Below are 24,618 nucleotides of genomic sequence, written 5' to 3'. Positions count from 1 at the left end.
AAAAAGTATTAAGAAAGTGTAAACTCAGTCGTGCTTTTAGTACTTGCCTACCAGATCGTGTATAAATTTATTGTATTCATCCCGCATGGGCAATTCCATGTTTATATAAAGTGTACGTCGGTTAATTAACACGTGTTCATCGGTCTTCGGATTAAACCCTTCCTTTTTTAAATCCTTCCAATACAAACCTATTCCTCTTTTTTGCCAAGCGGGAAGATTGTTGAAATTTACGCCATACTGAAATAATAATTCATTTTTATTAGCAATGCTCATCCCCTCGATTTTTGAAGTAGCCTCATTCATGGTAAAACCATCTTGTCTTAGCCGCCAGTAACAATGTGCATTTAAGGCGTTTCTGTGTGCATCTTCATTACGCCATCTAAAATAATCTTCCACTAAATTTCTATTGGGAAGCTCTGAGAGGCGGCAGTCAAAAGCTGCCACGCTGCCCAGCGATGCGGAGAATTTGGCGCTGGCTTCGCTTGCTAATATGGAAATGTATTTTCTGGTCTTTCGGCCAAAAAGATTTTCGTTTGGATGCAGGAGCAGTGATATTTCGTCACTTTCGGTATAACCATATATCACATTGAAACCGCAATTCATCAGGTGTTTTACTGTTTCAACCATCAAGTCCCGAAATTTTTCGTCAAAAGGTGCTTCGAATTTGTGTGTTTCTTTTGTAAGTCTGGTGAAACTTCGTCCATCAATTCTGGCTACAATGTACATATCAGGGAGTACGCAGCGGTCTTGTGAAGTTTCATATATCCTCATTTTTTCATCTAAATCATCAAACTTCATCTAACCATTTGTTTACTGTAAATGTATTATTTTCCGCTACTACATAATAAAGTTCATCAAAACCTTCTGCTATCTGCGGTAAGACAAGACGCTTAAAAGTTCCCCGTATGCCAATTTCAGGGATATTTTCTTTGCCAACACGTTGATTATTCCGCTTTATGGCATCAGTTATCTTAGATTGAAAATAATATCCAATCACTTTAAAGTTATTTGCTTTCGCGATAGTTATATATTTTGCTCTTTCTTCCAGGGAAGAATTAGTGTTATCTATTACAAAAGGATGGGATGTTTGGATGCAAGTTTCTATAAACCTCAATTCTCTATTTCTTGTGTTTAGCTGGTCTAAGGAAATACGCATGTGGGTGTTAAAAAAACTCTCTTTAAAGAAAGTAGTTTTACCTGTCGCCTGAATTCCGCAAAATATTATAGCTTCCATTTGTGCAAATGTAAGCGTTTAATGGATGTAAGTAAACAGTGTCGGCTTTTATGACGGGACCTATAGCAACAAAAAAGGACCGCAACTTGCGATCCTCTTGCGAAGCGGAGAGAGAGGGTTTTGTAACACCTCTAAATGAGTTTGATAACCAATGTCTTACGGGTGAGATGACGGTTTACGCACCGAATTACGCACCACTTTCTTGCTATAGTTTGATCGCAAATCTTATAACATAAAGATACAGTTTTTCAGGCTAATAAACCAACAAATAATAATGGAAGATTGCCGACGACTGATAAGTTGTTAAGGTTTAATAATGCTATTATCCGAAACAATATTGATTACTGAATACGGACGCCCTGTTAAAGTGGTTTTGCGGAAAAACATGCCGTTATCCGTAACTTTGATTTAACCAGATCATTACACCTATGAAAGAATATTTTAAGCCACGCTACCGTTTTGATTTTGCAGCCGATACCCTTGACATCGGCAACCCGTTAACTTGGGATCGCCAGCCATTTTTAAAACACCTTTTTAAAAGGATATTCGCCATTCCTGAAGATAAGATCGAAGAATTTTACCATCGTCACCTGAATTATTATTTAGCAAGCCATGCCGATGGCAAGGAAGAAATATTCTTTAAATATTTATGGGGAGTGATCGAAAGGCAGCTAAATGTGTTACTCGGGAAGAATATTTACGATAAAGACCATATTCAAAACGAGCGACAGATAGTAAGGCTTAAAAAGTTTACAGAAGTCCTTATCCCTTTAGACCGCTGGAATGTTCACAAATCGAATGATGCGGTAATCGCGCAGCAGGAGTTTGAGATTCAAACGCTCAAGCAGCAAATAGCGAGTTTAGAAGCTGAAAGAAAAGAAAATAGCCTATGGGATACAAATGATTATATCATTATCAGGGATGGCCAGGCACTGGCTATCCTCGACCTCTGCCTGCAAATGCAGGAGCTGAAAGCCCCGGACGGTAAAGAGCTGCTGATCACTCCCGCGCAGATCGCCTGGGCGAAGATGATCAGCAAATATTTCCGGGAGGACGACCCTCAAAACAAAGGTCAGACTAAAGAAATCAAAATAGACCGCTTGCGGTATTATTTACGTGGCATCGACCCGAAAGACCCGAAAAAGCGGGAGAACGAAATCCCCGAAAAGCACCAGCTTTACACCATAACGCCGGTAAAGAAACGCAAATAACCCTATGTCCTGATAGCAGAACCTGCAAACGCCGTATTACAGCATCAAGCTGGTATCGAAGCTGTTATGTATTTTATTTTGCTTTATCCAAACTGCCTCAAATTTACCACGCAAACGCCGTGGTAACAAAAAGCCCGTTCCATAGCATTCTTTTGTCCCAAAACAAAGGCTATGGAAATTATCAGCAATGAAGCCCTCAGCCGCTGCATCCGGGATGCAGTGAGGGCAGAATTACAGGAACATTTTAAAACAGGCGGTAGCACTGGCAACGTTAGCCGGGAACGGCTATTGTCCAAACAGGAACTGGCCGCCGAATTAGGCGTGTCGCTGGTGACACTGACCGAGTGGATGAAAAAGGGACTGCCCTTTTTCCGCCTGCATAAGCGGGTCTATTTCAGAATGAGCGAAGTGCTCGAAACCATGCAACAAAAAATTTAAGATTTAGGAGGGAAAGATGAACATCGAATTTATCACCAAAGATGATTTAAGGAAGATTGAAAATTTATTAGGGGAAATCAAAGGGCTGCTTAAACCCGAACAAGGCCAAAGCAAACAATGGCTAAAAAGTGCAGAGGTGCGCAAACTATTAAACATCTCACCGGGTACCCTGCAAAACCTGCGGATCAACGGAACGCTGCGTTACACGAAGATCGGCGGGATGCTGTACTACAAGCTGGAAGACATCACCAAGCTATTGGAAGGAGGCCAGCAATGACCCACACAAGTGTTCAAAAAGAAGCGGCTGACTATGGCAAATGGATCAGGCGCATGAGCGCAGACAGCCGGATACTCGCCACTCATGTAAGCCTGTGCACAGGCATGTTCGTTTGCTGGCAGCGGAGTGGCTTTCAAAATCCATTCTCCGTTAACCGGAAAACACTGATGGCATACAGCCGAATCGCATCGATTGCGACCTATCATAAATGCATCCGGGAACTGGATGAATTCGGATACATCCGTTATCAGCCGTCTTATCATCCGAGGCTTGGAAGCCTCGTTTATTGGCCGGGCTATAATTAATGAAAACGTATATACAGACACTTAACGAGGCCAAAGGCTTGTCAAACTCAAATGGTTTCGACATGGCGGAAACAGCTGTCCTTTTCTTGCAAAAGAAAAGGAGCAAGCGGAAGTTGGGCAGAGCCCTACTTTGCTTGCTTTTTGCGCTGCAAAAAGGGTTTGGCGTATCCTCCGGGGATACTTAAGGGCGTTTTCGCTGGTGAAAGAAAAGAAAAAAGGATACTTGGCAGTATCCCATATAAACAAATAAAGGCATAGCTGTATAAATGGCCTTGCCGGTGAAATGAAAGGATTTATGATGGAAGATATTAATGTTAGATCGGTCAGGTACCCGGTGCCGGTCGATGATAAATTAGTAAAGATCGCCCTGAAACTGGGCCGGACAAAGCGCCAGGTCTTTATCCAGATGGTCGATTATTTCTACAAGAGCAAAAAAGATCCGCTTGACCTGAATGACGAACTGTTAAAAAACGCGCTGATGAAGAACCACAAAGATTACATTGGCTTTATCCGAAAACAGGAAGATATGCTGCTCATCCCGATCAAGACGGAAATGGACAGGATGGTCGCTTCACAGATCAAGATCATTGACCGCTTTAACAGCGAAGTGTTGAAACACAATGTGGATGTGCTTAACAAGCAAAACGTGCATGAACAGAAGTTAAACGCAATCGGGACGGTGATGGAAGTGATGCAAAAGACACATAAGAGTAGGGAGCAGCTAAAGGCACAGTTCTTATATATTCTGGACAGTTATATCAGGTCAAGAGACGCCTTTGGCCTGATGACATCCGGGAAGGAAAAAGAGGAATTGATCTCAACAACGAAAGCGCAGGTCAGCTTGCTTTAGGAGGGCTATATGTTTATCAATATTACCGACAATAAAGAGGCCGCCAACAAAGGCAGCAGCGCAGGGCTGATACATTATCTGGAAAAGGAGAACCGGCTCGATCATAAACAAGAGCCGGAGTACTGGTTCAACGGCCAGCAGGTCAGGATTGAGCCTTACGAGGTCATGCGGAAGATCGACGGTAATGTCCGAAAACTGGGTAATAACGATGCCAAATTTTTCCTAATCAATATCAGCCCCAGCCAGAAGGAGATCGCTTTTCTAAAGGAGCAATACGGCGAGACTGGTGCCAGGGAACAAATGAAAGGGTTTGCCGTCCGTGCAATGGATGCCTATGCTCAAAATTTTAAACGCGAAGGCATCAACAGTCATATAGACCTGGTATGGTTCGCCAAACTGGAAAACTACCGTTACTATAGCCACAAAGACCCGGAGGTAAAACAAGGACTTAAAAAACGCGGCGAACGAAAGGATGGCGAACAGATGCATGTACAGGTGATTGTCAGCCGCAAGGATGCAACCAACAGCATCAAGCTTAGCCCGATGAACACTTCGCGGGGAAGTAATGCCGAGCATTCTAAAAAAATGGGGCAGTTTGACCGCGTGGCATTCAAGCAGAGTGGGGAAACCCTGTTTGATAGCTTGTTTTCGTTTGACAGGCAACTAAAAGATACCCTGGCTTATGCGAATGTTCAAAAGAATGGTGAACTGCCTCAACGGGAACAAATGGGCCTGCTTACCGAGGGGTCTTCGCAAAATTATCAGAGCAAAGCTATCGCTAACGAGCTTGCTCAGGGAGTTGCGGAGAGTTTGTTCAAAACTACGGGCGATATGCTGGCAGCTGCTGGTAAAACAGCAGCGGGTTTCCTGGAAGTACTGATGGAACCGGTCTACACGGTAGGTGCAAATATCGCCCTGGAAAGCGAGGCCGAGCAAAAGAAAAGACGAAAGAAGCGGTCACAAAGTCAGCAGATCACGCGCTGATGCGTACCTTTGCCATACCAGAGGTTAGCCGAGGTGGCAAAGACCATTTACTATAGCCCGTTATATGGGCTATAGTAAAAACAAGGATGCCGAATAAACTTAAGGCTACCAATGAGCCGGGCTATAATCCTGCCCGTTTTTATAAAGCGTATAGATCAGTACAAGCAGTTTCTTTCCAGGACAACTATACCATTACTCTTAAGCCGGTTAAATAAATCTTCTGGGGGTTTTTTATGGATGACAGGACTAACCGCAGCCATATAAAGCCTGGCCCTGATATAGGCATCCCCGTTTGAATATCTGAGCAAGATTAGCCTGCCCGACTCTTTCATAATCACATCCAACCCGCATAGCTGAAAACTGCCGCCGGTAAGTGCCAACATCGTGAATGAAGACAGCCTGCTATTAAGTTTAAGTTCCGAGCTAATGCATGATAGTCCAGCAAAAGTTAGACGTCTCAAAAGTATAAATGATGCAGTCAATTGGGTGGTTGGAGGCGACCATTGTTTATGCTATCATTAACGGAAATAGATTACTTGGATAAGTTAAGATTAACTCGAGAAATCAGGTTATCAATATCAAATGGCTTGCTTATATAATCGTCTGCACCACAAAGCTCTTCTAAAAGGAGTTTTGGGCCGTGCGTGGCAGATATTATAATAATAGGTATATCCTGTGTATTGGGTTGTTTTTTAAGATTTTGACAAATCTGGCGTCCGTCCATGTCACCAAGCATTACATCTAATAAAATCAATTGGGGCTTAAAGGAAAGTATTGTTTCGTCCACAAAGTGTCCATTATCTAACACATCGACCTTAAAACCTTCCAGTTCTAAAATCAATCGGATAATATCGCGTATGTCACGATCATCGTCTATGACCAATATTCTTTCGTTTCTTGCTGTCATCGATTTGTGTTTTAAATCGACTTGACCGGAAACCATGACGACAGCGTATCTATTACAATAAAGGTGCCATGATTATCGTAATCATGGCACCGGATTAATTAAAGGCGTAATTAAATTAGGGTAGTGTCCACCATTTAATGCTACTATAACCCAGACAAAATATTTATTCTTTAGAAATATTAGCGAAATAATTAATGTTGTCCGACCCGATTTTCAATAATGCAGGCATTCTTGCGGTATACATCAATTATAGCAGCGCTCATGGGTTAAGCGTATTTAGCTATTCATTGATTTTAATAATTCGTAACGGTGCGTTTGCTGTCTTAAGTTATGCAGAGCTTTGTCCTTGATCTGCCGTACCCGTTCACGTGTGAGGCTAAAATGGTCGCCTATTTCTTCTAAAGTATAAGGCTGCGAATAACCGATACCGAAAAATAATGTCAGGACGGATCTTTCGCGCTCGGGCAAGGTGCTTAAAACATTTTTGATAGTCACTGAAACAGATTCTTTTAACAATGCGTCGTCGGTTGTGCTTACACCAGAAGCGATGGTATCCAGTAAAGAATTCTCGCTTTCATTGCCAAAGGGTGCATCAAGTGAAGCCGTTCGCCTGGAGATGCTCATTACATCGGCAATTCTGTCTACGGTTTTTTCCATGGCTTCTGCCAATTCTTCGACAGATGGTTCACGTTCAAATTCCTGTTCAAGCCTGGAATAGGTTTTATTGATACCTGAAATTGAACCGATCTGGTTTAGCGGAAGCCTTATGATACGGGATTTTTCGGCAATAGCCTGCAATATGCCCTGCCGTATCCACCATACTGCATAAGAAATAAATTTAAAACCCTTGGTTTCGTCGAAGCGGTAAGCGGCTTTTATTAATCCCAAGTTACCTTCACTGATCAGATCATTAAGTGGTAAACCCTGGTTTTGGAATTTTTTAGAAACGGATACCACAAAGCGCAGGTTGGCACGTGTTAATTTATGCAGGGCCGCCTCATCCCCTCCGCGAATAAGCCGGGTTAGGGTCACCTCTTCGTCAGGCGTTACCATGCCGATCTTACTGATGTCATTCAGATATTGATCAAGCGAGTGGCTATCCCGGTTGGTTATTGATGGAGTGATCTTTAGTTGCCTCATTAACGAAGATATTTTGCTGCAAATACGGCTTTGTCATCCCGGTAGCTGCTCACAGCGCCCACCCGGTATAAAAATTTGATGTATATCCAGGCCAGGTCTAATTGGTAAGATTTAAAACCGCTTCGTGCACTTTTAGGATACAAATGATGATTATTATGCCATTCGCCCGCTACGATGCCCGGCCACAGCTGGTTGATCGATCTGTCGTTGCGGTTGTAATCAATTCCGTCACGCTGTTTGTCTTTACCATGCCCATGCCCGTCGTAATTAAAAGTACGTACGCCAACCGCCCAGATACCGGCTGCGGCAAACAATGTACAGGCCAGGGCATGCCCGCCCATTAGGTAAAAAGCCGCATACCAAAACACCCAATTCAGCAACCATGCCGCTATTGCGCGAAAAGGATTAACATAAGACCCCCAATATTGATATTGCCGGTAGGTGTTTGCCCGTACACCGGTATGAGCCATCAGGCGCTTAACACGCGCATAATCATTTTCACACAAATTTTTGGCGATGGGCTGATGATTAACATCCGCCAAAAAGCAGTACCAAAATCCACCCTGTGCATTATAAGGATCACCCGGCTGATCAGATTTGGCATGATGCACATGGTGAGAAATAACATAAATTTCTTCTGGAATGATGTTAATGGTTAGATTTTGGGTAATAAAGCGCCAAAACCGATTTTTAAAACGGTAAGCGCCATGCGTACAAAACCGATGGTGCCAGATGGTGCCGTGCGATCCCATGATGATCATCCCATAAAGAAAGGCTGCGCTAAACATCCATAAGGTAAAGAACTTGAAAACAAATAGTGCGACGAAAGGGACCAGGCAGAGTACCTTTAGCCAACTGAAAAACGGCAGCCAGTTTTTGCGGTCTTTAAACACGTTAAGCCTTCGGGCAAATTCTTTTAAAATAGCGGATATCCGAGGTTTAGCTAACGCTCCCTGCTCGTCGCTCCAACCGTAACTGGGCTGTTGTAGCACATGATCTAAGAATGCCATAAACTGATATTCTAATTATTTACGGTTATGTTTGGAAGAGAATGCGGCAAGATGCTTTTTCTCATTCCTGGCAATATCATTTTCGGTCAATGCAAGGTCGCTGCTGCTAAGTGTTTGCTGTAGTCTTTGTTTTACCACTTGAAATACTTCCAGCAATGCTGCCGGCTTTAGACGGCTTGAGATCACCGGATAATATTGTCTTTTCAAACCTGCGATTTCTTCATCCGTTGACAATTGCAAAGTCCAGGATTCATCGGCTTTAAAGCCATGTTCGCTGGCTTCATTCTTCAAATCAAATAAAAAAAGATCAGCCGTACCTGCTGTAGAATGTTGTTGCGTGTTAACGCGGCCCGAAACGGGCGATTGTTGATGGCTCATAAATACTTAAACTGATCCGGATTAATAAATTAAAGCTTAAAGATCACCTGAATCAGTTGAGGGTAAAGTCTAAGTAATGACGAGCTGTAGGTATATAGTGCAAGGTAAGCATTATTTTGACAGTGGCAGCATGTTAGGTAATTTAAATATATTTTAACTTTTTTAACGAAAGGTAAAATAATGTCAATTATTAAGTCTACCTTGCCCCCTCATTAAAAATAATAAAATGCAAAAAGAAGGAACCGTGAAATTTTTCAATAACCAGAAAGGTTTTGGATTTATTTCACAAACTGATACAAGAACAGATGTTTTTGTACATTCAACAGGCCTGATCGACCAGATCCGCGAGAACGACCAAGTGAGTTTTGACGTGGAGAGTGGCAAGAAAGGCTTGAACGCAGTAAACGTAAAGGTCATTTAATTATCACTATATCTTACTCGTAACACCTGCTCAACCGGCAGGTGTTTTTTTTTAATCATTTTCTTATACGTATGGCAAAATCAAACGAAACATTCAATAAAAAGGAAAAAGAGAAGAAGCGGCAAAAAAAACTTCAAGACAAAAAAGAAAAGGCAGCGGAGCGAAAAGCCAATTCAGGTAAAGGAAAAGGATTGGAAGACATGATGGCTTATGTTGATGAAAATGGAAACATTACCTCATCGCAACCAAAATCAACACAGCCAAAAATGATTGAACTGTCAGATGTGGCCATAGCAACTCCGAAAAAAGTCGAAGATGCCGAAGACCCGTTAAAGTCTGGGGTAATTAGCTTTTATAATACAAGTAAAGGCTTTGGATTCATCCGCAATGCTAAAATTTTCTTTCACGTCAATCAGTTGAGCTATCCCGCTAAAGAAAATGACAAGGTTAATTATCTGACGGAAAAAGGCCCCAAAGGGCTGATTGCTATAAACGTGAATAAGATAGTTTAAATCGTTGTTGTGATTTGCTTTCATTCTTTGAACAGCAAAATGATTTGGTTTATCTTCCTGAAAATACAGATGATCATGTTTTAAGTTTGAATAAAGATGAATTTAAAACATGGTTAAAGGATATTGAAAATAAAAGGAAATTCAGTAAACGGATTTACAAGGTCGTAATGTTTACTGGAACGGATTGTAAATTTATCCCTCACAATTATGCTAATGCAATCACTATCCCCAAAGATTTAACTCAAGAACAAAAGGAGCTGCTGAGAAAGAAACACGAAGGGAAAAAGAGTATCCCTAAAAATGAGTTAAACTTTGTTGAGTTTGGTTCTTACAGAGATTGTTCACCTTATGAAGTAGGAGAAACATTTATTAGAAGTTTGACTACAGATAAAACAGAAAAAAAATCAATACCGAAGCCATTGAAAATTCAAGATAGTTGTATTAAACTTCAAATTGATTGGTTGGGAGACGTTTCAAAAGCCAATTAGGATATAAATGATAGATAACTTAGTTTCAAGATAATTAAGTTTTTTACATCACTTAAATGAGCATTCTCGGTCATCATAGCCGTAAAAATACTCTACTTCGAATAAACGTTAAGGACGTATGGAATGAGCCAAATTATCCACTTTAAGAGGGGAAAATTGGGGTTTGCAGTTGCGGCAGGCGGCTCCATTCTTACGCCGCCAGCCTCACTGCAAAAGCAAACCGCGACTGCCGTTTGCAGAAATAAGTCCCTTATTCACCACTTTCGCGAAGATAGCCGCCGAAGGCATGTCAGTAAAGGGCTTTCGCGGCATAAACCGTTCCGCTTCGCGTCACTATTTATTCCACGTTCCCTTGACAGCCATGCCTTCTTACGCTTTTGGTTGCTTAAGCGGTGATTAAGGGGCTGGTGTTCAATCGGCATCACTAAAGCGTTAACTGCAAACCTATCGCCGTGGGCCGCGCCTGATTTCCATATCGTCATCGCGGTCAGGTGCATGCGGACTAAAATGCCGTGATATTTGTGCTAAGCTTTGCTTTGCCCATTCGGGGGGATCATCGGTAAGGAAAACAAGCTGCCTGTTCTGTACGCTCAACAATGATTTCAATTCGTATAAACTTCCCGATGCATCTATAAATTCGACATTGTCAAACCTGGCTACAAAGTATATCAGATTTTTTAATCCTTCTTCAAAGTTATAGCGGATGCTGTCGGTATCCACGAAATGGCCGCCACCTGTTACACGAGCGGTAACACGATCCATTGATTGCTGGATGTCACTAAGACCGAGATAAACCAGGCTTACGGTATAGCCATTCTCCTGAAAACGGCTTACGGTATTCATCAATCCGGCATCCCTGAAATTGGTTTCGATAGTAAAATCCGTGCCCTTTTTTAGGGCGTCCTCCACACAGTCGAGGAAAAATTGGTCTACAGCATAGGATATACTTTCGGCTGGCAGGCCGGGATAACGTGCTTCTATCTTTGCGATTTCTTTATCTGCATCAAAGATAAAGGCATCCACAGATGACAAATCTTTCGAGAAGGTAGATTTGCCTGCACCGTTACCCCCCGCTATGATTAATAGTTGCGGGTTGTACAAGAGCATGATTAAAGAATTTTAATGAAGTGCGCTTTGCCTTTGTCGTCTATTTGTACCAGTTCTTTTTTATCCCGGTATTCATGCACCATGTAACTGGTATCGGGACAAATGGCCTGGTCAAAATAAGTGAGATAACCGTTCCTTGAAAAGGTTTCGCGTTTTACGGCATCAGCAGTCGGCTTGAGCCGCTCGGACAGTTCTTCTGCCGATAACTCGAATACTGATTTAGAACGTATGTCTGCCGTGGTTCGCATGAGATGCTGTTGTGTGTACATAACAAAAATAGTAAAAATTAATGTGTATTTATCATAGTAAATGAATAGCACCGCGAGGCTATTGTAACCTCGTGGTGTTTCAAATGAATATTAGACTGCTGCATATTTCTGCCTAAGCAAAGCCATATCCGCACCAACCTTAATATCCAGTATTTTGGCGTAGTGCTGTGTGGTTTGGATATTAGTGTGCCCCAACATCTTTGACACGCTTTCAATGGGCACCCCATTTAAGAGTGTTACCGTAGTGGCAAAAGTATGGCGGGCAATGTGAAAGGTGATCGGCTTAGTGATACCGCACACGTCCGCAATCTCCTTCAGATAGCTGTTCATCTTTTGATTGCTCAATACTGGCAATACCCGTCCGCTGTTCTCGCAATGTGGGTGATCGGCGTAACAGTCGATGAGGGCTAAAGCTGTTGGCAGCAAGGGGATACGCGAAGGTACATCCGTTTTAAGCCGGTTTATCGAAAGCCATTTGCCGCCGTCCACACCGATAACGATTTCCCAGCGGCGCAGTTTCTTCACGTCCGCATAAGCAAGGCCGGTATAACAGCAGAACAGGAAAATGTCACGTACCTGCGTTAAACGGTCTGTCGCCATATCTTTATCCGCCAGTTCCTGTAGTTCCTCTGTAGTCAGGTAAACCCGGTCAACCGTTTTGATCTTGTTCTTGTAATTCAGAAACGGGTTATAAACAAGCCATCGGTTAGCGATACAAATGCGGATAATCTTACCAAAGTTCTTGATGTACTTGACGGCGGAGTTATTGGCACATTGGCGTACAGAACGCAGATAAAATTCATACTCGGTAATAAAGGCATGATCAACCTGTTTAATATCAATGTCAGACAGGTTATATTTCCATTTCAGGAAATTGCGGGTATGCTTAAGAGAAGTTTCATAGCGGCACAGCGTTCCTTTAGTATATTCCTTGCCGACCAGTGCTGCCAGTTTTTGATTGTGGTCTGCAAATATCTCCAATAGCAGATGTGGCTTTTCGGACTTCCCCATAAACTTATTGCGGATAGTTTCAGCGGTAATAAGTTCATCTGCTTCAGTAAGCTGGCGGTGCGCCTCGTAAACTTTGGCTTGCAGGTCATCTAAATAAGCGTTAAATGACCTTACTTCTTCTTTGGTGCCTTTCCTGCGGCCAGCAGAACCGTTCCATTGCTCCGGTTCGCACCCTCTGCCTGATGGTGTTTCGGCACGCTTGCCGTTAACGGTAATTCGTACCCATATCGGCATGGGGCCGTTTTTGTAGTTTTTAGGTTTCCTGATGTAAAAAAGCAAACTGAATTTAGTTTTCATAACCATAACGTTAAAAGTGAAACAAAATTAGGTTTGCGATCAAGGATAATCAAGATGTTCAGTAACTGAACTGGTTGATAATCAAGTTGATATATCAAATTCGGTGCGTAAGGCAACAACTAAAAGTGACGCACCGAAATACGCACATTTTTGTTGTGTTTTGGTGCATAATCTGGGTAATTGCCACCAAAACAAAAGCCTGCAAACATTTGATTTGCAGGCTTTTAGCTGTTTTTGACAGGGTTTTCAGCGGAGAGAGAGGGATTCGAACCCTCGGTACCGTTTCCAGTACGACAGTTTAGCAAACTGTTCCTTTCGGCCTCTCAGGCATCTCTCCGTTTTGTTTTTTAAACTATATCCCTTTTTTCAGGGACTGCAAATATAGTAATTCAAGTATCCCTGCAAAAAAAAATTACATTTTTTAATAATCTATCCTAACATGATAAATACTCATCAGCATGCGCTTAAAAATAGCCTTGATTGTTTCTATATCTTTCAAAGTTATATTACTGTCTTTCAACTGGTTTTGATCAAGCTTGTATTTCACAATACGGTCTACCAGTACACTGATGGATTCTTCATCGGGCTCTTTTAATGAGCGCGATGCGGCTTCAACCGAGTCGGCAAGCATTAAAACGGCACCTTCTTTGGTAAAAGGAATGGGGCCGGGATAGCGAAAAATGTTCTCGTTAATGAATTTTTCCGGAAAATTTTTCAATGACGACTGGTAAAAATAATCCACGCGGGTATTACCATGATGGGTACGGATAAAATCAATCACCACCTCGGGCAGGTTGGACTTGCGTGCCATTTCAATACCCCTGCTCACGTGGCGGATAATGATTTGGGCGCTTTCTTCATAAGGCAGTTTATCATGCGGGTTAAAGCCTGAACTTTGGTTTTCGATAAAAAACAAAGGGTTCTCCATTTTGCCAATATCATGATAAAGCGCCCCCGCCCTAACCAGCAAGGCGTTGCCGCCAACTGCATAAATAGCGTTTTCGGCCAGGTTAGCTACCTGCAGCGAATGCTGAAAGGTGCCCGGTGCGTTAAAAGCCAGTTCGCGCAGCAATGGCGCATTGGTATTAGTTAGTTCGATGAGTGTAATTTCGGAAGTGATGGCAAAAACCTTCTCAAACAAATAAATAAGCGGGTAAGCCAGCAGGGTAAGCAGTACGCTAACTACAAACGGCAAAAAGTCCATCCAGTCGATGTTCAGGAAATCACCCTCGCGAATAAAGGTAATCCCCAAAAATGCCACGAAATAGGTAAAGATGATAATCACTGCAGAGATCAGAAACTGTTCGCGGCGTACAAGGTTTTTAATACTGTAGATGGATACCATACCCGCCGTAATCTCATAATAAGCAAACTCAAAACTGTTAGGTACAAAAAAGCCGGCTATCAGAACCACCAGCAAATGGATATTAAGCGCCAAACGGGTATCAAATAATATCCGAATAATGATAGGTACTATACAATAAGGGATATAGTACAAATTAGTCGGGAACTGGAGTTTTATAGCCAGCGATAAAGTGGCCAGCATGGTAGTAATTACCAATAATATTAAACTTACCAACCTGTTATCGGCGTAAATATCCTTACGGAAAAGATACAGGAAAATCATGAGCAGCGATATAGCTATAGCCACCAGGAAAAATTGCCCCAAGAGCACTAAGTTCCTGTTACCGTTAACACGGGCGTTATCCTCAAAGGCTTTTTTAAATGATTCAAGTTTTTGATAAACATCGTCATTAACTACCGAGCCTTTGTAAACTATCACTTCTCCTTTTTGCACCATTCCGCGTGTTACCGAAAGGCCATCTACAACCTCCTTCTCCAGCCTCGAAGTAAGGTTATTGTCATAGGCAAGATTATTTTGGAGGCGGTTGCTGATCACATCGAGCAGGAAGGCTTTATCTAAATCAGTATGCCTGCTCAATACCTTATCACAATAAGCCTGCGCTTTTTCTTTGGTAAACAGCTCACTGGTGTTTTTATCAGTGGCCACATTCTTATCCAGGATCCGTATGGGGTAATTTTCGGAGCTTTGCTGATATTTGGCATTGGGTTTAAAAACCCCTGTCTGGTAAATTTCGGTCAATAAATCGGTACCGACAGCAATGTACTTCGACTTGAGTTTGTCATTGATACCGGCATTATGCCATTTAATTTCCAGGTCGGCCTTAAAACCATCAATCTGCTGGTTTTGCATGGCGGCATCCAGCTGGTATATAGGCGTAATACTTTCCAGGGCCGATTTCTGATCGGCCATGATTTCCTGAGGTGTTTTTAATATGGCGAAATTATAGGGCGATACCAAGTCTTTCTGGTTCCAGATTCTCCCCTTTTCGTGCTCGTAGCTAAATTTTGCCTGCTTCGGTAAAAAGTAAACAATAAGTACGATACTAATCAGCATCATCAAAAACTTAACATTACGGGCGTATTTGCGCAGTAAAGCCTTTTGGCGCGAAGTGGATAGTTTTGCCATTTAAATGATTAACCTGCCAAAAATAATATAAGTTTCTGTTATATGCAGTTTTTCTTGCTTTTGTAAAAATAAATTTGATATCTTTATGATATCATTTTAAAATCAAACTAAATCATGAATCCTGAAAAAACCATCAACCCGCCATCCGGCTTTGCTGTGCTTATTGTATTCCTTGCATTACTGGTAATAGCTGCCCTTTGCTTTTGGGCGGGTGAAGAACCTATTGGCGCTATGTTAGCTATCATCGGCTTCGTTTTTCTGCTCCCGGGACTTGTTGTCGTTAATCCTAACGAATCAAAAGTGCTTACCCTTTTCGGCAAGTACCTGGGTACTGTAAAAAAAGATGGCTTTTTTTGGGTGAACCCTTTCACCGTAAAAAGAAAAGTATCATTAAGGGCCTTTAACCTTAACGGGCAACAACTGAAAGTAAACGATAGCATTGGTAACCCTATTGAAATCGCAGCGGTTATAGTATGGCAGATAAAAGATACCGCCGCTGCCGTATTTGCGGTTGAAAATTACATTCAATATGTAAATATCCAGAGCGAAGCTGCAGTAAGGCACCTGGCCAACTCTTTCCCTTATGATAACCTGGAGGATGAAACTGCAGCCATTACCCTACGCGGTGGCGCCGAACAGGTAAGCTCAATGTTGGAGAAGGAGTTGAACGAAAGGCTTGACCGCGCCGGCATTGAAGTACTGGAAGCCCGAATCTCGCATTTGGCTTATGCTCCCGAAATTGCCCATTCCATGCTGCAGGTACAGCAGGCATCGGCCATAATAGCTGCCCGCAAGTTGATAGTTGAAGGTGCCGTTGGCATGGTTGAAATGGCACTGAACAAGCTATCCGAAAAAAACATAGTTGAACTTGACGAGGAACGCAAGGCAGCCATGGTAAGCAATCTGCTGGTTGTACTTTGCGGTGATAAAGCCGTTAACCCTGTTGTTAATACAGGTACTTTATACCATTAATATCATGGATCAATTTAGAAGCTTTGATCAGCTCCGCGTGTCGGAATTACCAGTATTGAGGCATGGTTTTTGGCGGCCATGGTATGAGCTTACCGACGGGCAGTTTAGCTATGGGAAGCTCACCTATACAGGAGCTTTAAAACGTGCTTGCTTACTCGAAACAGCGAATGAAAACTGGATAGTAAAACGTAAGAACTGGATAGGCCGAAAACTTGCTATTGAACAGCCCGATGGCATGGAAACAGGTTTGGTGACACCAGAGATCTGGAGCCGTAAGATAACGCTCAATTTAAACAATGGGCTCATGGCTACTTTTTATAATAAAAAGATCCTTTCGCGCACCTGCACCTGGGTAAACGAGCAATTGGGCGATATCCTGAATGTCGAAACCAAAATATGGAGCCGGAAAAATCCTTTTATTGTAAAAATGGACCTCGATATGATCAAAAAAGTACCAGAACTGCCTCTATTAGCGTTACTGGGCATAAATTTAGTTTTGTTAAAACAGGCCCAGGCAGCGGCCGCAAGTTGATATGGCCGAAAAAAAAGCATTTGTATTACGCATTAACCCCGACATGCTGAAGGAGATTGAAAGCTGGGCAGCCGAAGAATTCAGGAGCACCAACGGCCAGATCGAATACCTCATGCAACAAGCCCTGCATGCCCGTAAAAAAGAAAGTTCGAAGAAGAAAAAGGAAGATAGTGATTAATGGCAGTAGCAGTAGGTAGCAACTGTTTGCCGTTTACAGTTTGCAGTTAGTATAATTATTGTCCCATTACAAAAGCCCTAATTTTACATAATCAAAAAATTGCAAACTAAACTATCAACTGATTTAAAACCTGCTACTGCCACTAAAAAACTGCAACTAATTTTATTATGCATGCATAGTATTTTCTTTCATTCAAATCACTAAATTTGCCCACCAATTTTAATGAGGGACACATGAAAGAAGTAGTAATAGTAGCGGCTACACGCACACCTATAGGTAGTTTTGGAGGCAGCCTGGCTGCTATCGGCGCAACACAGTTGGGCGCGGCAGTCATCAAATCAGCAGTTGAAAAAGCGGGCTTACGGCCCGATCAGGTTCAGGAAATTTATATGGGCAATGTAATGTCGGCCAATGTTGGGCAGGCTCCTGCTACACAGGCAGCCATATTTGCCGGGCTCCCCTATCTGCCGGCTACAACCGTTAATAAAGTTTGTGCATCGGGTATGAAAGCCATTATGTTAGCCGCCCAAAGCATAGCCATAGGGCAAAACGATATTGTTGTTGCCGGCGGCATGGAAAGCATGAGCAACGTGCCCTATTACCTGGATAAGGCCCGCAACGGTTACCGTTTAGGTAACGGGCAAATCATTGACGGTTTGGTAAAAGACGGTCTTTGGGATGTATACAACGACTATCACATGGGCTCAGCAGCCGAACTGTGCGCTACCGACTGCAACATCAGTCGGGAGGAACAGGATGCATATGCCATCCTATCATACCAGCGTGCCCAAAAAGCACAGGCAGACGGTAAATTTAAAGACGAAATTACCCCGGTTGGCCTTAAAGACAAAAAAGGCGATATCACCATGTTTACTGAAGATGAGGAACCCCAAACAGTTAAGTTTGACAAGATCCCATCATTAAAACCCGTATTTAAAAAAGACGGCACTGTTACGGCCGCCAACGCGTCAACCCTTAATGACGGTGCCGCAGCAATAGTACTCATGAGCCGCGAAAAAGCGGATGAACTCGGTATAACCCCATTGGCTAAGGTGGTTTCCTACGCCGATGCACAGCAGGCGCCCGAATGGTTTACTACCGCACCGTCAAAAGCCATTCCGCTGGCACTGCACAGGGCGGGCCTGCAAAATTCAGATATCGACTTCTTTGAGATCAATGAAGCCTTCTCTGTAGTATCAATAGCCAACAACCAGCTTTTGAACCTCGACCCGGAAAAAGTAAACGTTAACGGCGGTGCTGTTTCATTAGGCCACCCTCTCGGCGCTTCGGGTGCACGAATCATTGTTACCCTTTTACACGTATTAAAGCAAAACAACGGCAAATACGGCGCTGCCGGCATCTGTAACGGCGGTGGTGGCGCCAGCGCAATGGTTATCGAAAATTTACGTTAGTATTTTATAAATAACGTCATTGTAAGCAAAATATATTTTAGCGATGTTGTGCGTGGGGCGCGTTAGGGATTGCAGTGAAAAGCCCACAGCGCGGGTTGCGGTTGCGGGCAGGAAAAGCGAGGACTTGTAACGGAAAGCCCGGGCCGCAGGCAACGCCCATATTTATAAAATAGATTATAAAATACAATACTAACCAACAGCTTACAATTACGTCACTATAAGAAACGAAACAATCTCATTATATATAAAGAAACTTGCAAAGCCATCTCGCAAAGACATAAAAAATAAGCTCAACTAATTAAATTAAAATAGTGACAAAAAAAAACCTTCTTACTATCTTCTCCATACTGCTTTGCATGCAAACTTTTGCGCAATACCATGACGAAGGTACAAGGCTCAAAAAACTTAACGAATACCAGGATAGTCTCACTCGCCTTGGCAAAAAAATTGTAAATGATGAGAACGACATGGAGCGTAAAAATGCCAATTATCAGTTCATTAAAACACTGGTACAAGCGCTGAAGGTCAATAACTCATTCCTGTTCCCTTTTGATTCAGTTAAAAGCATCAGCATTGTCAACTCGCCCGATAACCGTTTTCGCATCCTGAGCTGGCATGTTACAAACCTCGATGGCAGTTATCGCTTTTATGGTACTGTTCAAATAAATACCGGCGGCCCGCTTAAAATGTACCCGCTCGAAGATTATTCGCCTTTATTGAAAAACCCAGAGGATTCGGTAACCGATAGCCATAAATGGTATGGTGCCCAATACTATAAGATAGTACCGGTGTACGGCCCCAAACCATATTATGTATTATTAGGGTGGAAAGGTAATACCGTTAAATCCACAAAAAAAGTGATCGATGCAATTTCATTTAACAATGGTGTACCGCAGTTTGGCATGCCCGTGTTTAACGGCAATGGCAAAACCCGCAGCCGTGTTATATTTGAGTACGCCCGGCAGGTATCGATGCTATTAAGATTTGTGCCCGAGAAAAATATTATTGTTTTTGACCATCTTTCGGCGCCAAATGGCCGGAGCAAAGACAAACCTGAAACCTTTGGCCCCGATTTGAGTTACGATGGCTACCAATTAAAAGATGGCCGCTGGACTTATATAGAAAACCTTGACATGCGCAACATTGCCGACGGCAATTCGGCCACCAATAACGAATATATTGATCCCAAAAAGCAAGCCGCAAAAGACCGTGCCCTTTTACCGGTAAAACATTAAGAAATTAAACAACAGCAATAGCCCCAAAACCAACACTTTTATTGTTTAAATTGTAACACTTTCGGTATTAAATTTCGGATTGGAAGATTTATATTACCTTTAGCAAATTTTAAGTTAACTGATGCAAGAAAAAACTGCTCCTCTAAAATCAAAATTCCCCAAGAGCGTCCCTTACATTATTGGCAATGAAGCCGCTGAACGTTTTAGCTTTTATGGCATGCGTTCCATACTTACCCTTTTTTTGGTAAAACAGTTCTTTAACCCTGCAGCTGTTCCCGCGTTGGCTCAACAGGCTGATGCCCATGCCAATAAACTAAATCACTTATTTGTTATGGTGGCCTACGCTTTACCATTTGTGGGTGGTATGGTGGCCGATTGGTTTACCGGCAAATACAAACTCATCCTTTATATTTCCATCGTATATTGCTTTGGGCACCTGTTACTGGCCATGTTTGATACAAGCCTTAGTGGTTTTGAGATAGGTATGCTTGTGGTAGCTATTGGCGCGGGAGGTATCAAATCATGCGTTTCGGCTAACGTAGGCGACCAGTTTGATGCCAGCAACCAGGATTTGCTCTCAAAAGTTTACGGCTGGTTTTACTTTAGCATCAATGCAGGCTCTATGTTATCAACGATTGCTATCCCTACCATTTACAAATATTACGGCCCTAAATGGGCTTTTGGTGTTCCCGGGATATTAATGGGTTTGGCAACTGTGATATTTTTTATGGGCCGCAAAAAATATGTGAAAGTGCCTCCGCAGGGCGTAAACCGAAATAACCTGGTGTTTATTACCTGGTATGCACTTACCCATTTAAGTAAAAAGAAACCAGGGCAATCATTACTTGATATTGCCAAAGAAAGTTATGACCCGGAACGCGTTGAAGGAGTTAAAGCGGTATACCGTGTAATTTCAGTATTCTTTTTTGCGCTGGCGTTTTGGGCTGTTTGGGACCAATGCCTTTCAGAATGGACGCTGTATGCTGCAAAAATGGATCGAAACATCAATCTTGGTTTTACCTCATTCCAGATAGAACCGGGTTCAATGTCTACATTTAATACCATTTTCCTCCTGTTATTCATCCCGCTTTTTAACTATGTCATTTATCCAAATTTAGATAAGATCGGGTTAAAAACAACACCTTTGCGCAGGCTCGGAGCGGGCTTGATTTTGACGGCGTTATCGTTTGTAGTTATCGGTTTTACACATGTAAGTATTGATCATGGTGGCTCTCCGTCAATGTGGTGGCAAGTGCTGGCCTTTTTAATATTATCAGCTGCGGAAGTATTGGTGTCAATTACCGGTTTGGAATATGCTTATACCCATTCTCCAAAATCAATGAAAAGTACTATGTCAGGAATTTGGTTCCTGGTTGTTTCGTTTGGAAACCTGATCACAGCCCTTGTTAACGGGCTTATTGAAGACGGGGGCTGGTGGGCTAAAAACCTTAAGGGCGCCAATTATGAATGGTTTTTTGTGGCTTTCATCGCCGTGTTTATCATCATATTCATGTTTGTTGCGCCACGCCTTAAGGAAAGAAACTACATTACCGATCCTTATGTAGAAAACGAGGTCATTGCCGATACGAATAACCTTTAAAATATTACTCCAAAAAAACAGGAAAGCGTACGCTTTCCTGTTTTTTTGTTTTGATGCTCTGTAAATTGATTATTTTCGCAGCTTAAACATTTAAATACTGTTCAGTGCCAGACAGCGTTGTAATCATACCCACCTATAATGAGATGGAAAACATCGAACGGATGATCCGTAAGGTATTTTCTTTGCCTCATGATTTTCATATCCTGATCATTGACGATGGATCGCCTGATGGCACGCCACAGATAGTAAAAAGCCTGCAGGCCGAATATGAAGGTCGTCTTTTCATGGAAGAACGAGCCGGGAAACAGGGATTGGGTACTGCTTATATACATGGTTTTAAATGGTGCATAGCCCATCATTACGACTATATTTTTGAGATGGATGCTGATTTTTCACACAATCCAGATGATTTGTTAAAGCTAAGGCAAGCCTGTATCGACGGTGCCGACGCGGCAATAGGCTCCCGTTATGTAACCGGTGTAAACGTGGTTAACTGGCCCATGAGCCGGGTGCTGATGAGCTATTTTGCCTCGGTATACGTTCGTTTTATAACTGGAATGAAGGTGCAGGATGCTACCGCCGGCTTCATGTGCTACAAGCGTAAAATACTTGAAACCGTGAGCCTGGATAAAATCAAATTTGTTGGCTATGCCTTCCAGATCGAAATGAAATATACTACCCTTAAACACGGTTTTAAGCTGGTAGAAGTACCCATCATATTTACCGACCGCACGGCTGGCACCTCTAAAATGTCAACCCGAATTTTTCGCGAGGCATTTTTGGGCGTGATCCAAATGAAGATCAACAGCATCTTCAGGAAATATCCGGAGGGATGACTTTAAGGTGAAAGGATAAAGGTAAAAGGCGAAAGGTAGAATCATTTCGCCTTTTTACATTTAAAAAAAGATAGAAAACCTTTTACCTTTCACCTTTTGCCTTTAACCTAACAAAAAAAGAAACAAACCTTTTACCTTTAACCTTTCACCTTTAGCCTAAAAAATTACTAATTTCGTTGGCAATGAATGAGCATCTTGACCCTGAACGCGAACGTCTCAGTCCGGCCGAACGTGATATTGAAAAAGTATTACGCCCGCAGCAATTTGAGGATTTTACCGGTCAGCATAAAATATTAGCCAATTTAAAGATCTTTGTACAAGCTGCCCGTCAGCGCGGTGAAGCGCTTGATCACGTGCTCCTGCATGGCCCTCCGGGTTTAGGTAAAACTACCCTTTCGCACATTATCGCCAATGAAATGGGTGTAGGCATTAAGATCACCTCAGGCCCTGTTTTAGATAAACCAGGCGATTTGGCTGGTTTGCTTACCAATCTTGAAACCGGTGATATCCTTTTTATTGATGAAATTCACCGCTTAAGTCCGCTGGTTGAAGAATACCTGTACTCGGCCATGGAGGATTTTAAGATAGATATTATGCTGGAGAGCGGCCCCAATGCCCGTTCGGTACAAATTTCGCTTAATCCATTCACCCTGGTAGGCGCAACTACCCGTTCCGGCTTGCTTACTGCGCCTCTAAGGGCCAGGTTTGGTATCAACTCGCGCCTGGAATATTACGATGCCAAACTGCTTACCACCATTGTACTACGTTCGGCATCGATACTTAAAACACCTATTACTGATGAAGGTGCTTACGAAATCGCCCGCCGCAGTCGTGGTACCCCCCGTATTGCCAATGCATTACTTCGCCGCACACGTGATTTCGCCCAAATAAAAGGAAATGGCAAGATTGATACGGAGATTGCCCAGTACGCATTGAACGCTTTAAATGTAGATAGTCACGGACTGGACGAAATGGACAACAAGATCCTGCTTACCATTATTGATAAGTTTAAAGGCGGTCCGGTAGGTTTAAAAACCGTTGCAACAGCAGTTGGTGAAGACGAGGGCACAATTGAAGAAGTTTACGAACCGTTTTTAATACAGGAAGGCTTTTTAATGCGTACGGCCCGCGGCCGTGAAGCTACTGAGGCTGCCTACAAACATTTAGGAAAGATAAAGCTGGGAGGAAATCCATCCTTATTTTGAGATAAACGTATACATCGCCACCAATCATGAAAACCAAATTAAAACAACTGCTTACTACAACTACGCTCTTTTTAAGCTGCATAACTATCGCATCGGCACAAACAACACCACCACCACCGGGTACAGCACCAGCCCCTTCGGTTACGGCACCTGCCGATTCAGTTAACAAGGCAAAAAAAGACACCATACCGGAGATACACAAGCCCGTACCGACACTAAAAGTAGGTATTATGGGCTTAAACCATGACCATATCCACCTCATATTAAGTGAGTACCGAAAAGGGAACGTAAATATTGTAGGCATTGCCGAACCTGATAAAAAGCTTTGGGAAAAATTTGGCAAAGCATATAACCTGCCCGATTCCCTTTTTTTTGATGACCTAAGGAAAATGTGCACCACCCGTAAGCCTGCTATTGTGTTGGGTTACAACGCTGTTGGCAAACATGTGGATATTGTGGAGACCTGCGCACCCTTAGGTATTTCTGTAATGGTTGAAAAACCGTTGGCCGCCACCCTTGAGCAGGCTAAACGTATGGAGTTTCTGGCCCTTAAATACTACGTCAAAGTATTAACCAATTATGAAACTACCTGGTACCCATCGTTCCAGGATGCTTATAACACCGTTAAGCAGGACAGCATAGGTTTGATCCGTAAAATGGTGGTACATGACGGGCACCAGGGGCCACGCGAAATTGGCTGCAGCGAAGATTTTTTGAGCTGGTTAACAGATCCCGTATTAAATGGTGCAGGCGCCCTGAATGATTTTGGCTGCTATGGCGCTGATTTGATGACCTGGCTAATGAAGGGCCAGCGCCCGATAGCAGTAACCGCTATCGCAAGGCATTATAAACCAACCGTATATCCGAAGGTTGAGGATGATGCCACCATATTGGTTGAATACGCCAATGCCACCGGGCAGATTGAAGCCTCCTGGAACTGGCCTTTCAGTATCAAGGATATGGAGATTTTCGGTGCTAAGGGCTATATCCATGCCTTCGATAAGGATAGTGTTGAAATAAGAGTTAATAACCGTGTAAGAGCTTATAAAGCTGTCCCACTGGTGGCCCCAGCTGATGCGCCGGTAGCCTATTTTACTTCGGCCCTCGCAAATCCGCTCAGGCACCCGGATGACCGTTCATCATTAAAATACAATATGATTGTTATGCAAATCCTGGATGCCGCCAAGCGGTCAATAAAAGAAGGAAAGCGTATAGTTTTATAGCAAACACAACAGGGCCGATGAAATACATAACTTTATTACTGTTATTTTCCTCGGCCTTGTTAAGCTGCGGAACAAAAAAAGACAAAGCACCGCTG

The 24,618-nt window shown here is 42.8% G+C and carries 29 protein-coding genes and 1 tRNA gene; 19 read left to right on the top strand and 11 right to left on the bottom strand.

The genetic code is table 11. The annotated features are described in order from the left end of the window. Positions 1-36: 36 nt before the first annotated feature. Both DIU38_RS05605 and DIU38_RS05600 read right to left on the bottom strand, forming a co-directional pair. The gene (locus DIU38_RS05605; RefSeq protein WP_112658572.1) at positions 37-798 is read right to left on the bottom strand and encodes a tRNA(His) guanylyltransferase Thg1 family protein; all 762 of its coding nucleotides are present in this window, start codon (positions 796-798) and stop codon (positions 37-39) included. Continuing rightward, positions 788-1,234, bottom strand: coding sequence for an AAA family ATPase (locus DIU38_RS05600; protein ID WP_112658574.1), 447 nt, complete (start codon positions 1,232-1,234; stop codon positions 788-790). The genes DIU38_RS05605 and DIU38_RS05600 overlap by 11 nt, the downstream gene beginning before the upstream one ends. 428 nt (positions 1,235-1,662) lie before the next feature. Between DIU38_RS05600 and DIU38_RS05595 the strand changes: the two genes are divergently transcribed. The 7 genes from DIU38_RS05595 (at position 1,663) to DIU38_RS34395 (ending at position 5,514) form a co-directional block, all read left to right on the top strand. Beyond that, the gene (locus tag DIU38_RS05595; protein WP_112658576.1) at positions 1,663-2,445 is read left to right on the top strand and encodes a hypothetical protein; all 783 of its coding nucleotides are present in this window, start codon (positions 1,663-1,665) and stop codon (positions 2,443-2,445) included. Positions 2,446-2,616: 171 nt separating this feature from the next. Next, a complete protein-coding gene (locus DIU38_RS05590; RefSeq protein ID WP_112658578.1) occupies positions 2,617-2,883 on the top strand; it encodes a helix-turn-helix domain-containing protein in 267 nt (88 codons plus the stop codon). A gap of 16 nt (positions 2,884-2,899) precedes the next feature. Then, a complete protein-coding gene (locus tag DIU38_RS05585; RefSeq protein ID WP_112658580.1) occupies positions 2,900-3,160 on the top strand; it encodes a helix-turn-helix domain-containing protein in 261 nt (86 codons plus the stop codon). Further along, positions 3,157-3,465: a hypothetical protein gene (locus DIU38_RS05580; RefSeq protein ID WP_112658582.1), complete on the top strand. Its 309-nt coding sequence runs from the start codon at positions 3,157-3,159 to the stop codon at positions 3,463-3,465. The genes DIU38_RS05585 and DIU38_RS05580 overlap by 4 nt, the downstream gene beginning before the upstream one ends. 283 nt (positions 3,466-3,748) lie before the next feature. Next, complete coding sequence (locus DIU38_RS05575; RefSeq protein ID WP_146750282.1) at positions 3,749-4,315, top strand: BfmA/BtgA family mobilization protein; 567 nt, start codon at positions 3,749-3,751, stop codon at positions 4,313-4,315. 9 nt (positions 4,316-4,324) lie between these two features. After that, positions 4,325-5,299, top strand: a complete 975-nt coding sequence (locus tag DIU38_RS05570) for a DUF5712 family protein (protein WP_112658588.1) — start codon at positions 4,325-4,327, stop codon at positions 5,297-5,299. An 86-nt stretch (positions 5,300-5,385) separates the two neighbouring features. After that, positions 5,386-5,514, top strand: coding sequence for a hypothetical protein (locus tag DIU38_RS34395; RefSeq protein WP_262714281.1), 129 nt, complete (start codon positions 5,386-5,388; stop codon positions 5,512-5,514). Positions 5,515-5,831: 317 nt separating this feature from the next. Here the strand turns inward: DIU38_RS34395 and DIU38_RS05565 are convergent, their stop codons facing one another. From DIU38_RS05565 to DIU38_RS05550, 4 genes are all read right to left on the bottom strand, one after another. Beyond that, positions 5,832-6,206: a response regulator gene (locus DIU38_RS05565; protein ID WP_112658634.1), complete on the bottom strand. Its 375-nt coding sequence runs from the start codon at positions 6,204-6,206 to the stop codon at positions 5,832-5,834. 276 nt (positions 6,207-6,482) lie between these two features. Continuing rightward, positions 6,483-7,346, bottom strand: a complete 864-nt coding sequence (locus tag DIU38_RS05560; RefSeq protein ID WP_112658592.1) for a sigma-70 family RNA polymerase sigma factor — start codon at positions 7,344-7,346, stop codon at positions 6,483-6,485. Then, the gene (locus DIU38_RS05555) at positions 7,346-8,356 is read right to left on the bottom strand and encodes a fatty acid desaturase (protein ID WP_112658594.1); all 1,011 of its coding nucleotides are present in this window, start codon (positions 8,354-8,356) and stop codon (positions 7,346-7,348) included. Before DIU38_RS05555 ends, DIU38_RS05560 begins: the two co-directional genes overlap by 1 nt. A 15-nt stretch (positions 8,357-8,371) precedes the next feature. Further along, positions 8,372-8,734, bottom strand: coding sequence for a hypothetical protein (locus tag DIU38_RS05550; protein ID WP_112658596.1), 363 nt, complete (start codon positions 8,732-8,734; stop codon positions 8,372-8,374). Between the two features lie 226 nt (positions 8,735-8,960). Here DIU38_RS05550 and DIU38_RS05545 point away from each other — a divergent pair, with 226 nt between their 5' ends. From DIU38_RS05545 to DIU38_RS05535, 3 genes are all read left to right on the top strand, one after another. After that, a complete protein-coding gene (locus DIU38_RS05545) occupies positions 8,961-9,155 on the top strand; it encodes a cold-shock protein (protein WP_112658598.1) in 195 nt (64 codons plus the stop codon). Between the two features lie 71 nt (positions 9,156-9,226). Beyond that, positions 9,227-9,667, top strand: a complete 441-nt coding sequence (locus DIU38_RS05540; protein ID WP_112658600.1) for a cold-shock protein — start codon at positions 9,227-9,229, stop codon at positions 9,665-9,667. A gap of 14 nt (positions 9,668-9,681) precedes the next feature. Beyond that, positions 9,682-10,155 (top strand): hypothetical protein, encoded by a 474-nt coding sequence (locus DIU38_RS05535; RefSeq protein ID WP_146750283.1) that lies wholly within the window; start codon positions 9,682-9,684, stop codon positions 10,153-10,155. A gap of 444 nt (positions 10,156-10,599) precedes the next feature. On the opposite strand, the gene DIU38_RS05530 is transcribed toward DIU38_RS05535, so the two are convergent. The 5 genes from DIU38_RS05530 to DIU38_RS05510 all read right to left on the bottom strand — a co-directional run bounded on the left by DIU38_RS05530 (position 10,600) and on the right by DIU38_RS05510 (position 15,330). Next, positions 10,600-11,262 carry a zeta toxin family protein gene (locus tag DIU38_RS05530; RefSeq protein ID WP_112658604.1) on the bottom strand — a complete coding sequence of 221 codons (663 nt, stop codon included), beginning with the start codon at positions 11,260-11,262 and terminating at the stop codon, positions 10,600-10,602. Positions 11,263-11,264: 2 nt separating this feature from the next. Next, on the bottom strand, positions 11,265-11,531 hold the full coding sequence (locus DIU38_RS05525; protein ID WP_146750284.1) for a hypothetical protein: 267 nt from the start codon (positions 11,529-11,531) through the stop codon (positions 11,265-11,267). A 90-nt stretch (positions 11,532-11,621) separates the two neighbouring features. After that, a complete protein-coding gene (locus DIU38_RS05520; RefSeq protein ID WP_112658636.1) occupies positions 11,622-12,839 on the bottom strand; it encodes a site-specific integrase in 1,218 nt (405 codons plus the stop codon). 250 nt (positions 12,840-13,089) lie between these two features. Continuing rightward, a tRNA-Ser gene (locus DIU38_RS05515) sits at positions 13,090-13,176 on the bottom strand. 84 nt (positions 13,177-13,260) lie between these two features. Further along, positions 13,261-15,330, bottom strand: a complete 2,070-nt coding sequence (locus DIU38_RS05510) for an HD family phosphohydrolase (RefSeq protein ID WP_112658608.1) — start codon at positions 15,328-15,330, stop codon at positions 13,261-13,263. 114 nt (positions 15,331-15,444) lie between these two features. On the opposite strand from DIU38_RS05510, the gene DIU38_RS05505 reads away from it, so the two are divergent. The 9 genes from DIU38_RS05505 (at position 15,445) to DIU38_RS05465 (ending at position 24,523) form a co-directional block, all read left to right on the top strand. Next, positions 15,445-16,302, top strand: a complete 858-nt coding sequence (locus DIU38_RS05505; protein ID WP_090526686.1) for an SPFH domain-containing protein — start codon at positions 15,445-15,447, stop codon at positions 16,300-16,302. A 4-nt stretch (positions 16,303-16,306) separates the two neighbouring features. Next, positions 16,307-16,834, top strand: coding sequence for a hypothetical protein (locus DIU38_RS05500; protein ID WP_146750285.1), 528 nt, complete (start codon positions 16,307-16,309; stop codon positions 16,832-16,834). Position 16,835: 1 nt separating this feature from the next. Further along, positions 16,836-17,012 carry a ribbon-helix-helix domain-containing protein gene (locus DIU38_RS05495; RefSeq protein WP_112658612.1) on the top strand — a complete coding sequence of 59 codons (177 nt, stop codon included), beginning with the start codon at positions 16,836-16,838 and terminating at the stop codon, positions 17,010-17,012. A 233-nt stretch (positions 17,013-17,245) separates the two neighbouring features. After that, positions 17,246-18,424: an acetyl-CoA C-acyltransferase gene (locus DIU38_RS05490; protein WP_112658614.1), complete on the top strand. Its 1,179-nt coding sequence runs from the start codon at positions 17,246-17,248 to the stop codon at positions 18,422-18,424. A gap of 311 nt (positions 18,425-18,735) precedes the next feature. Next, complete coding sequence (locus tag DIU38_RS05485) at positions 18,736-19,659, top strand: hypothetical protein (RefSeq protein ID WP_146750286.1); 924 nt, start codon at positions 18,736-18,738, stop codon at positions 19,657-19,659. 121 nt (positions 19,660-19,780) lie between these two features. Further along, entirely contained in the window at positions 19,781-21,259 is a 1,479-nt protein-coding gene (locus tag DIU38_RS05480; RefSeq protein WP_112658618.1) for a POT family MFS transporter, read from the top strand. A 104-nt stretch (positions 21,260-21,363) separates the two neighbouring features. Beyond that, positions 21,364-22,095 (top strand): polyprenol monophosphomannose synthase, encoded by a 732-nt coding sequence (locus DIU38_RS05475; protein ID WP_112658620.1) that lies wholly within the window; start codon positions 21,364-21,366, stop codon positions 22,093-22,095. A 182-nt stretch (positions 22,096-22,277) separates the two neighbouring features. Beyond that, positions 22,278-23,300: a Holliday junction branch migration DNA helicase RuvB gene (gene ruvB, locus DIU38_RS05470; protein WP_090526672.1), complete on the top strand. Its 1,023-nt coding sequence runs from the start codon at positions 22,278-22,280 to the stop codon at positions 23,298-23,300. Positions 23,301-23,326: 26 nt separating this feature from the next. Further along, entirely contained in the window at positions 23,327-24,523 is a 1,197-nt protein-coding gene (locus DIU38_RS05465; protein WP_112658622.1) for a Gfo/Idh/MocA family protein, read from the top strand. The last annotated feature ends 95 nt before the right edge of the window (positions 24,524-24,618 follow it).

The sequence above is a fragment of the Mucilaginibacter metallidurans genome, assembly GCF_003286435.2.
GTDB classification, from domain to species: domain Bacteria; phylum Bacteroidota; class Bacteroidia; order Sphingobacteriales; family Sphingobacteriaceae; genus Mucilaginibacter; species Mucilaginibacter gossypii.
Note: the sequence above shows the minus strand (reverse complement) of the source record. Positions and strands in the feature narration are given on the sequence as shown.

Excerpts from the sequence above, each read along its gene's own strand:
- DIU38_RS05520 (WP_112658636.1), bottom strand. The coding sequence starts at position 12,839 with ATGAAAACTAAATTCAGTTTGCTTTTTTACATCAGGAAACCTAAAAAC.
- DIU38_RS05565 (WP_112658634.1), bottom strand. The coding sequence starts at position 6,206 with ATGACAGCAAGAAACGAAAGAATATTGGTCATAGACGATGATCGTGAC.
- ruvB (WP_090526672.1), top strand. The coding sequence starts at position 22,278 with ATGAATGAGCATCTTGACCCTGAACGCGAACGTCTCAGTCCGGCCGAA.
- DIU38_RS05550 (WP_112658596.1), bottom strand. The coding sequence starts at position 8,734 with ATGAGCCATCAACAATCGCCCGTTTCGGGCCGCGTTAACACGCAACAA.
- DIU38_RS34395 (WP_262714281.1), top strand. The coding sequence starts at position 5,386 with ATGCCGAATAAACTTAAGGCTACCAATGAGCCGGGCTATAATCCTGCC.
- DIU38_RS05605 (WP_112658572.1), bottom strand. The coding sequence starts at position 798 with ATGAAGTTTGATGATTTAGATGAAAAAATGAGGATATATGAAACTTCA.
- DIU38_RS05580 (WP_112658582.1), top strand. The coding sequence starts at position 3,157 with ATGACCCACACAAGTGTTCAAAAAGAAGCGGCTGACTATGGCAAATGG.
- DIU38_RS05590 (WP_112658578.1), top strand. The coding sequence starts at position 2,617 with ATGGAAATTATCAGCAATGAAGCCCTCAGCCGCTGCATCCGGGATGCA.
- DIU38_RS05585 (WP_112658580.1), top strand. The coding sequence starts at position 2,900 with ATGAACATCGAATTTATCACCAAAGATGATTTAAGGAAGATTGAAAAT.
- DIU38_RS05575 (WP_146750282.1), top strand. The coding sequence starts at position 3,749 with ATGAAAGGATTTATGATGGAAGATATTAATGTTAGATCGGTCAGGTAC.
- DIU38_RS05600 (WP_112658574.1), bottom strand. The coding sequence starts at position 1,234 with ATGGAAGCTATAATATTTTGCGGAATTCAGGCGACAGGTAAAACTACT.
- DIU38_RS05510 (WP_112658608.1), bottom strand. The coding sequence starts at position 15,330 with ATGGCAAAACTATCCACTTCGCGCCAAAAGGCTTTACTGCGCAAATAC.
- DIU38_RS05495 (WP_112658612.1), top strand. The coding sequence starts at position 16,836 with ATGGCCGAAAAAAAAGCATTTGTATTACGCATTAACCCCGACATGCTG.
- DIU38_RS05570 (WP_112658588.1), top strand. The coding sequence starts at position 4,325 with ATGTTTATCAATATTACCGACAATAAAGAGGCCGCCAACAAAGGCAGC.
- DIU38_RS05525 (WP_146750284.1), bottom strand. The coding sequence starts at position 11,531 with ATGTACACACAACAGCATCTCATGCGAACCACGGCAGACATACGTTCT.
- DIU38_RS05560 (WP_112658592.1), bottom strand. The coding sequence starts at position 7,346 with ATGAGGCAACTAAAGATCACTCCATCAATAACCAACCGGGATAGCCAC.
- DIU38_RS05530 (WP_112658604.1), bottom strand. The coding sequence starts at position 11,262 with ATGCTCTTGTACAACCCGCAACTATTAATCATAGCGGGGGGTAACGGT.
- DIU38_RS05490 (WP_112658614.1), top strand. The coding sequence starts at position 17,246 with ATGAAAGAAGTAGTAATAGTAGCGGCTACACGCACACCTATAGGTAGT.
- DIU38_RS05595 (WP_112658576.1), top strand. The coding sequence starts at position 1,663 with ATGAAAGAATATTTTAAGCCACGCTACCGTTTTGATTTTGCAGCCGAT.
- DIU38_RS05545 (WP_112658598.1), top strand. The coding sequence starts at position 8,961 with ATGCAAAAAGAAGGAACCGTGAAATTTTTCAATAACCAGAAAGGTTTT.
- DIU38_RS05555 (WP_112658594.1), bottom strand. The coding sequence starts at position 8,356 with ATGGCATTCTTAGATCATGTGCTACAACAGCCCAGTTACGGTTGGAGC.
- DIU38_RS05500 (WP_146750285.1), top strand. The coding sequence starts at position 16,307 with ATGGATCAATTTAGAAGCTTTGATCAGCTCCGCGTGTCGGAATTACCA.
- DIU38_RS05465 (WP_112658622.1), top strand. The coding sequence starts at position 23,327 with ATGAAAACCAAATTAAAACAACTGCTTACTACAACTACGCTCTTTTTA.
- DIU38_RS05480 (WP_112658618.1), top strand. The coding sequence starts at position 19,781 with ATGCAAGAAAAAACTGCTCCTCTAAAATCAAAATTCCCCAAGAGCGTC.
- DIU38_RS05505 (WP_090526686.1), top strand. The coding sequence starts at position 15,445 with ATGAATCCTGAAAAAACCATCAACCCGCCATCCGGCTTTGCTGTGCTT.
- DIU38_RS05540 (WP_112658600.1), top strand. The coding sequence starts at position 9,227 with ATGGCAAAATCAAACGAAACATTCAATAAAAAGGAAAAAGAGAAGAAG.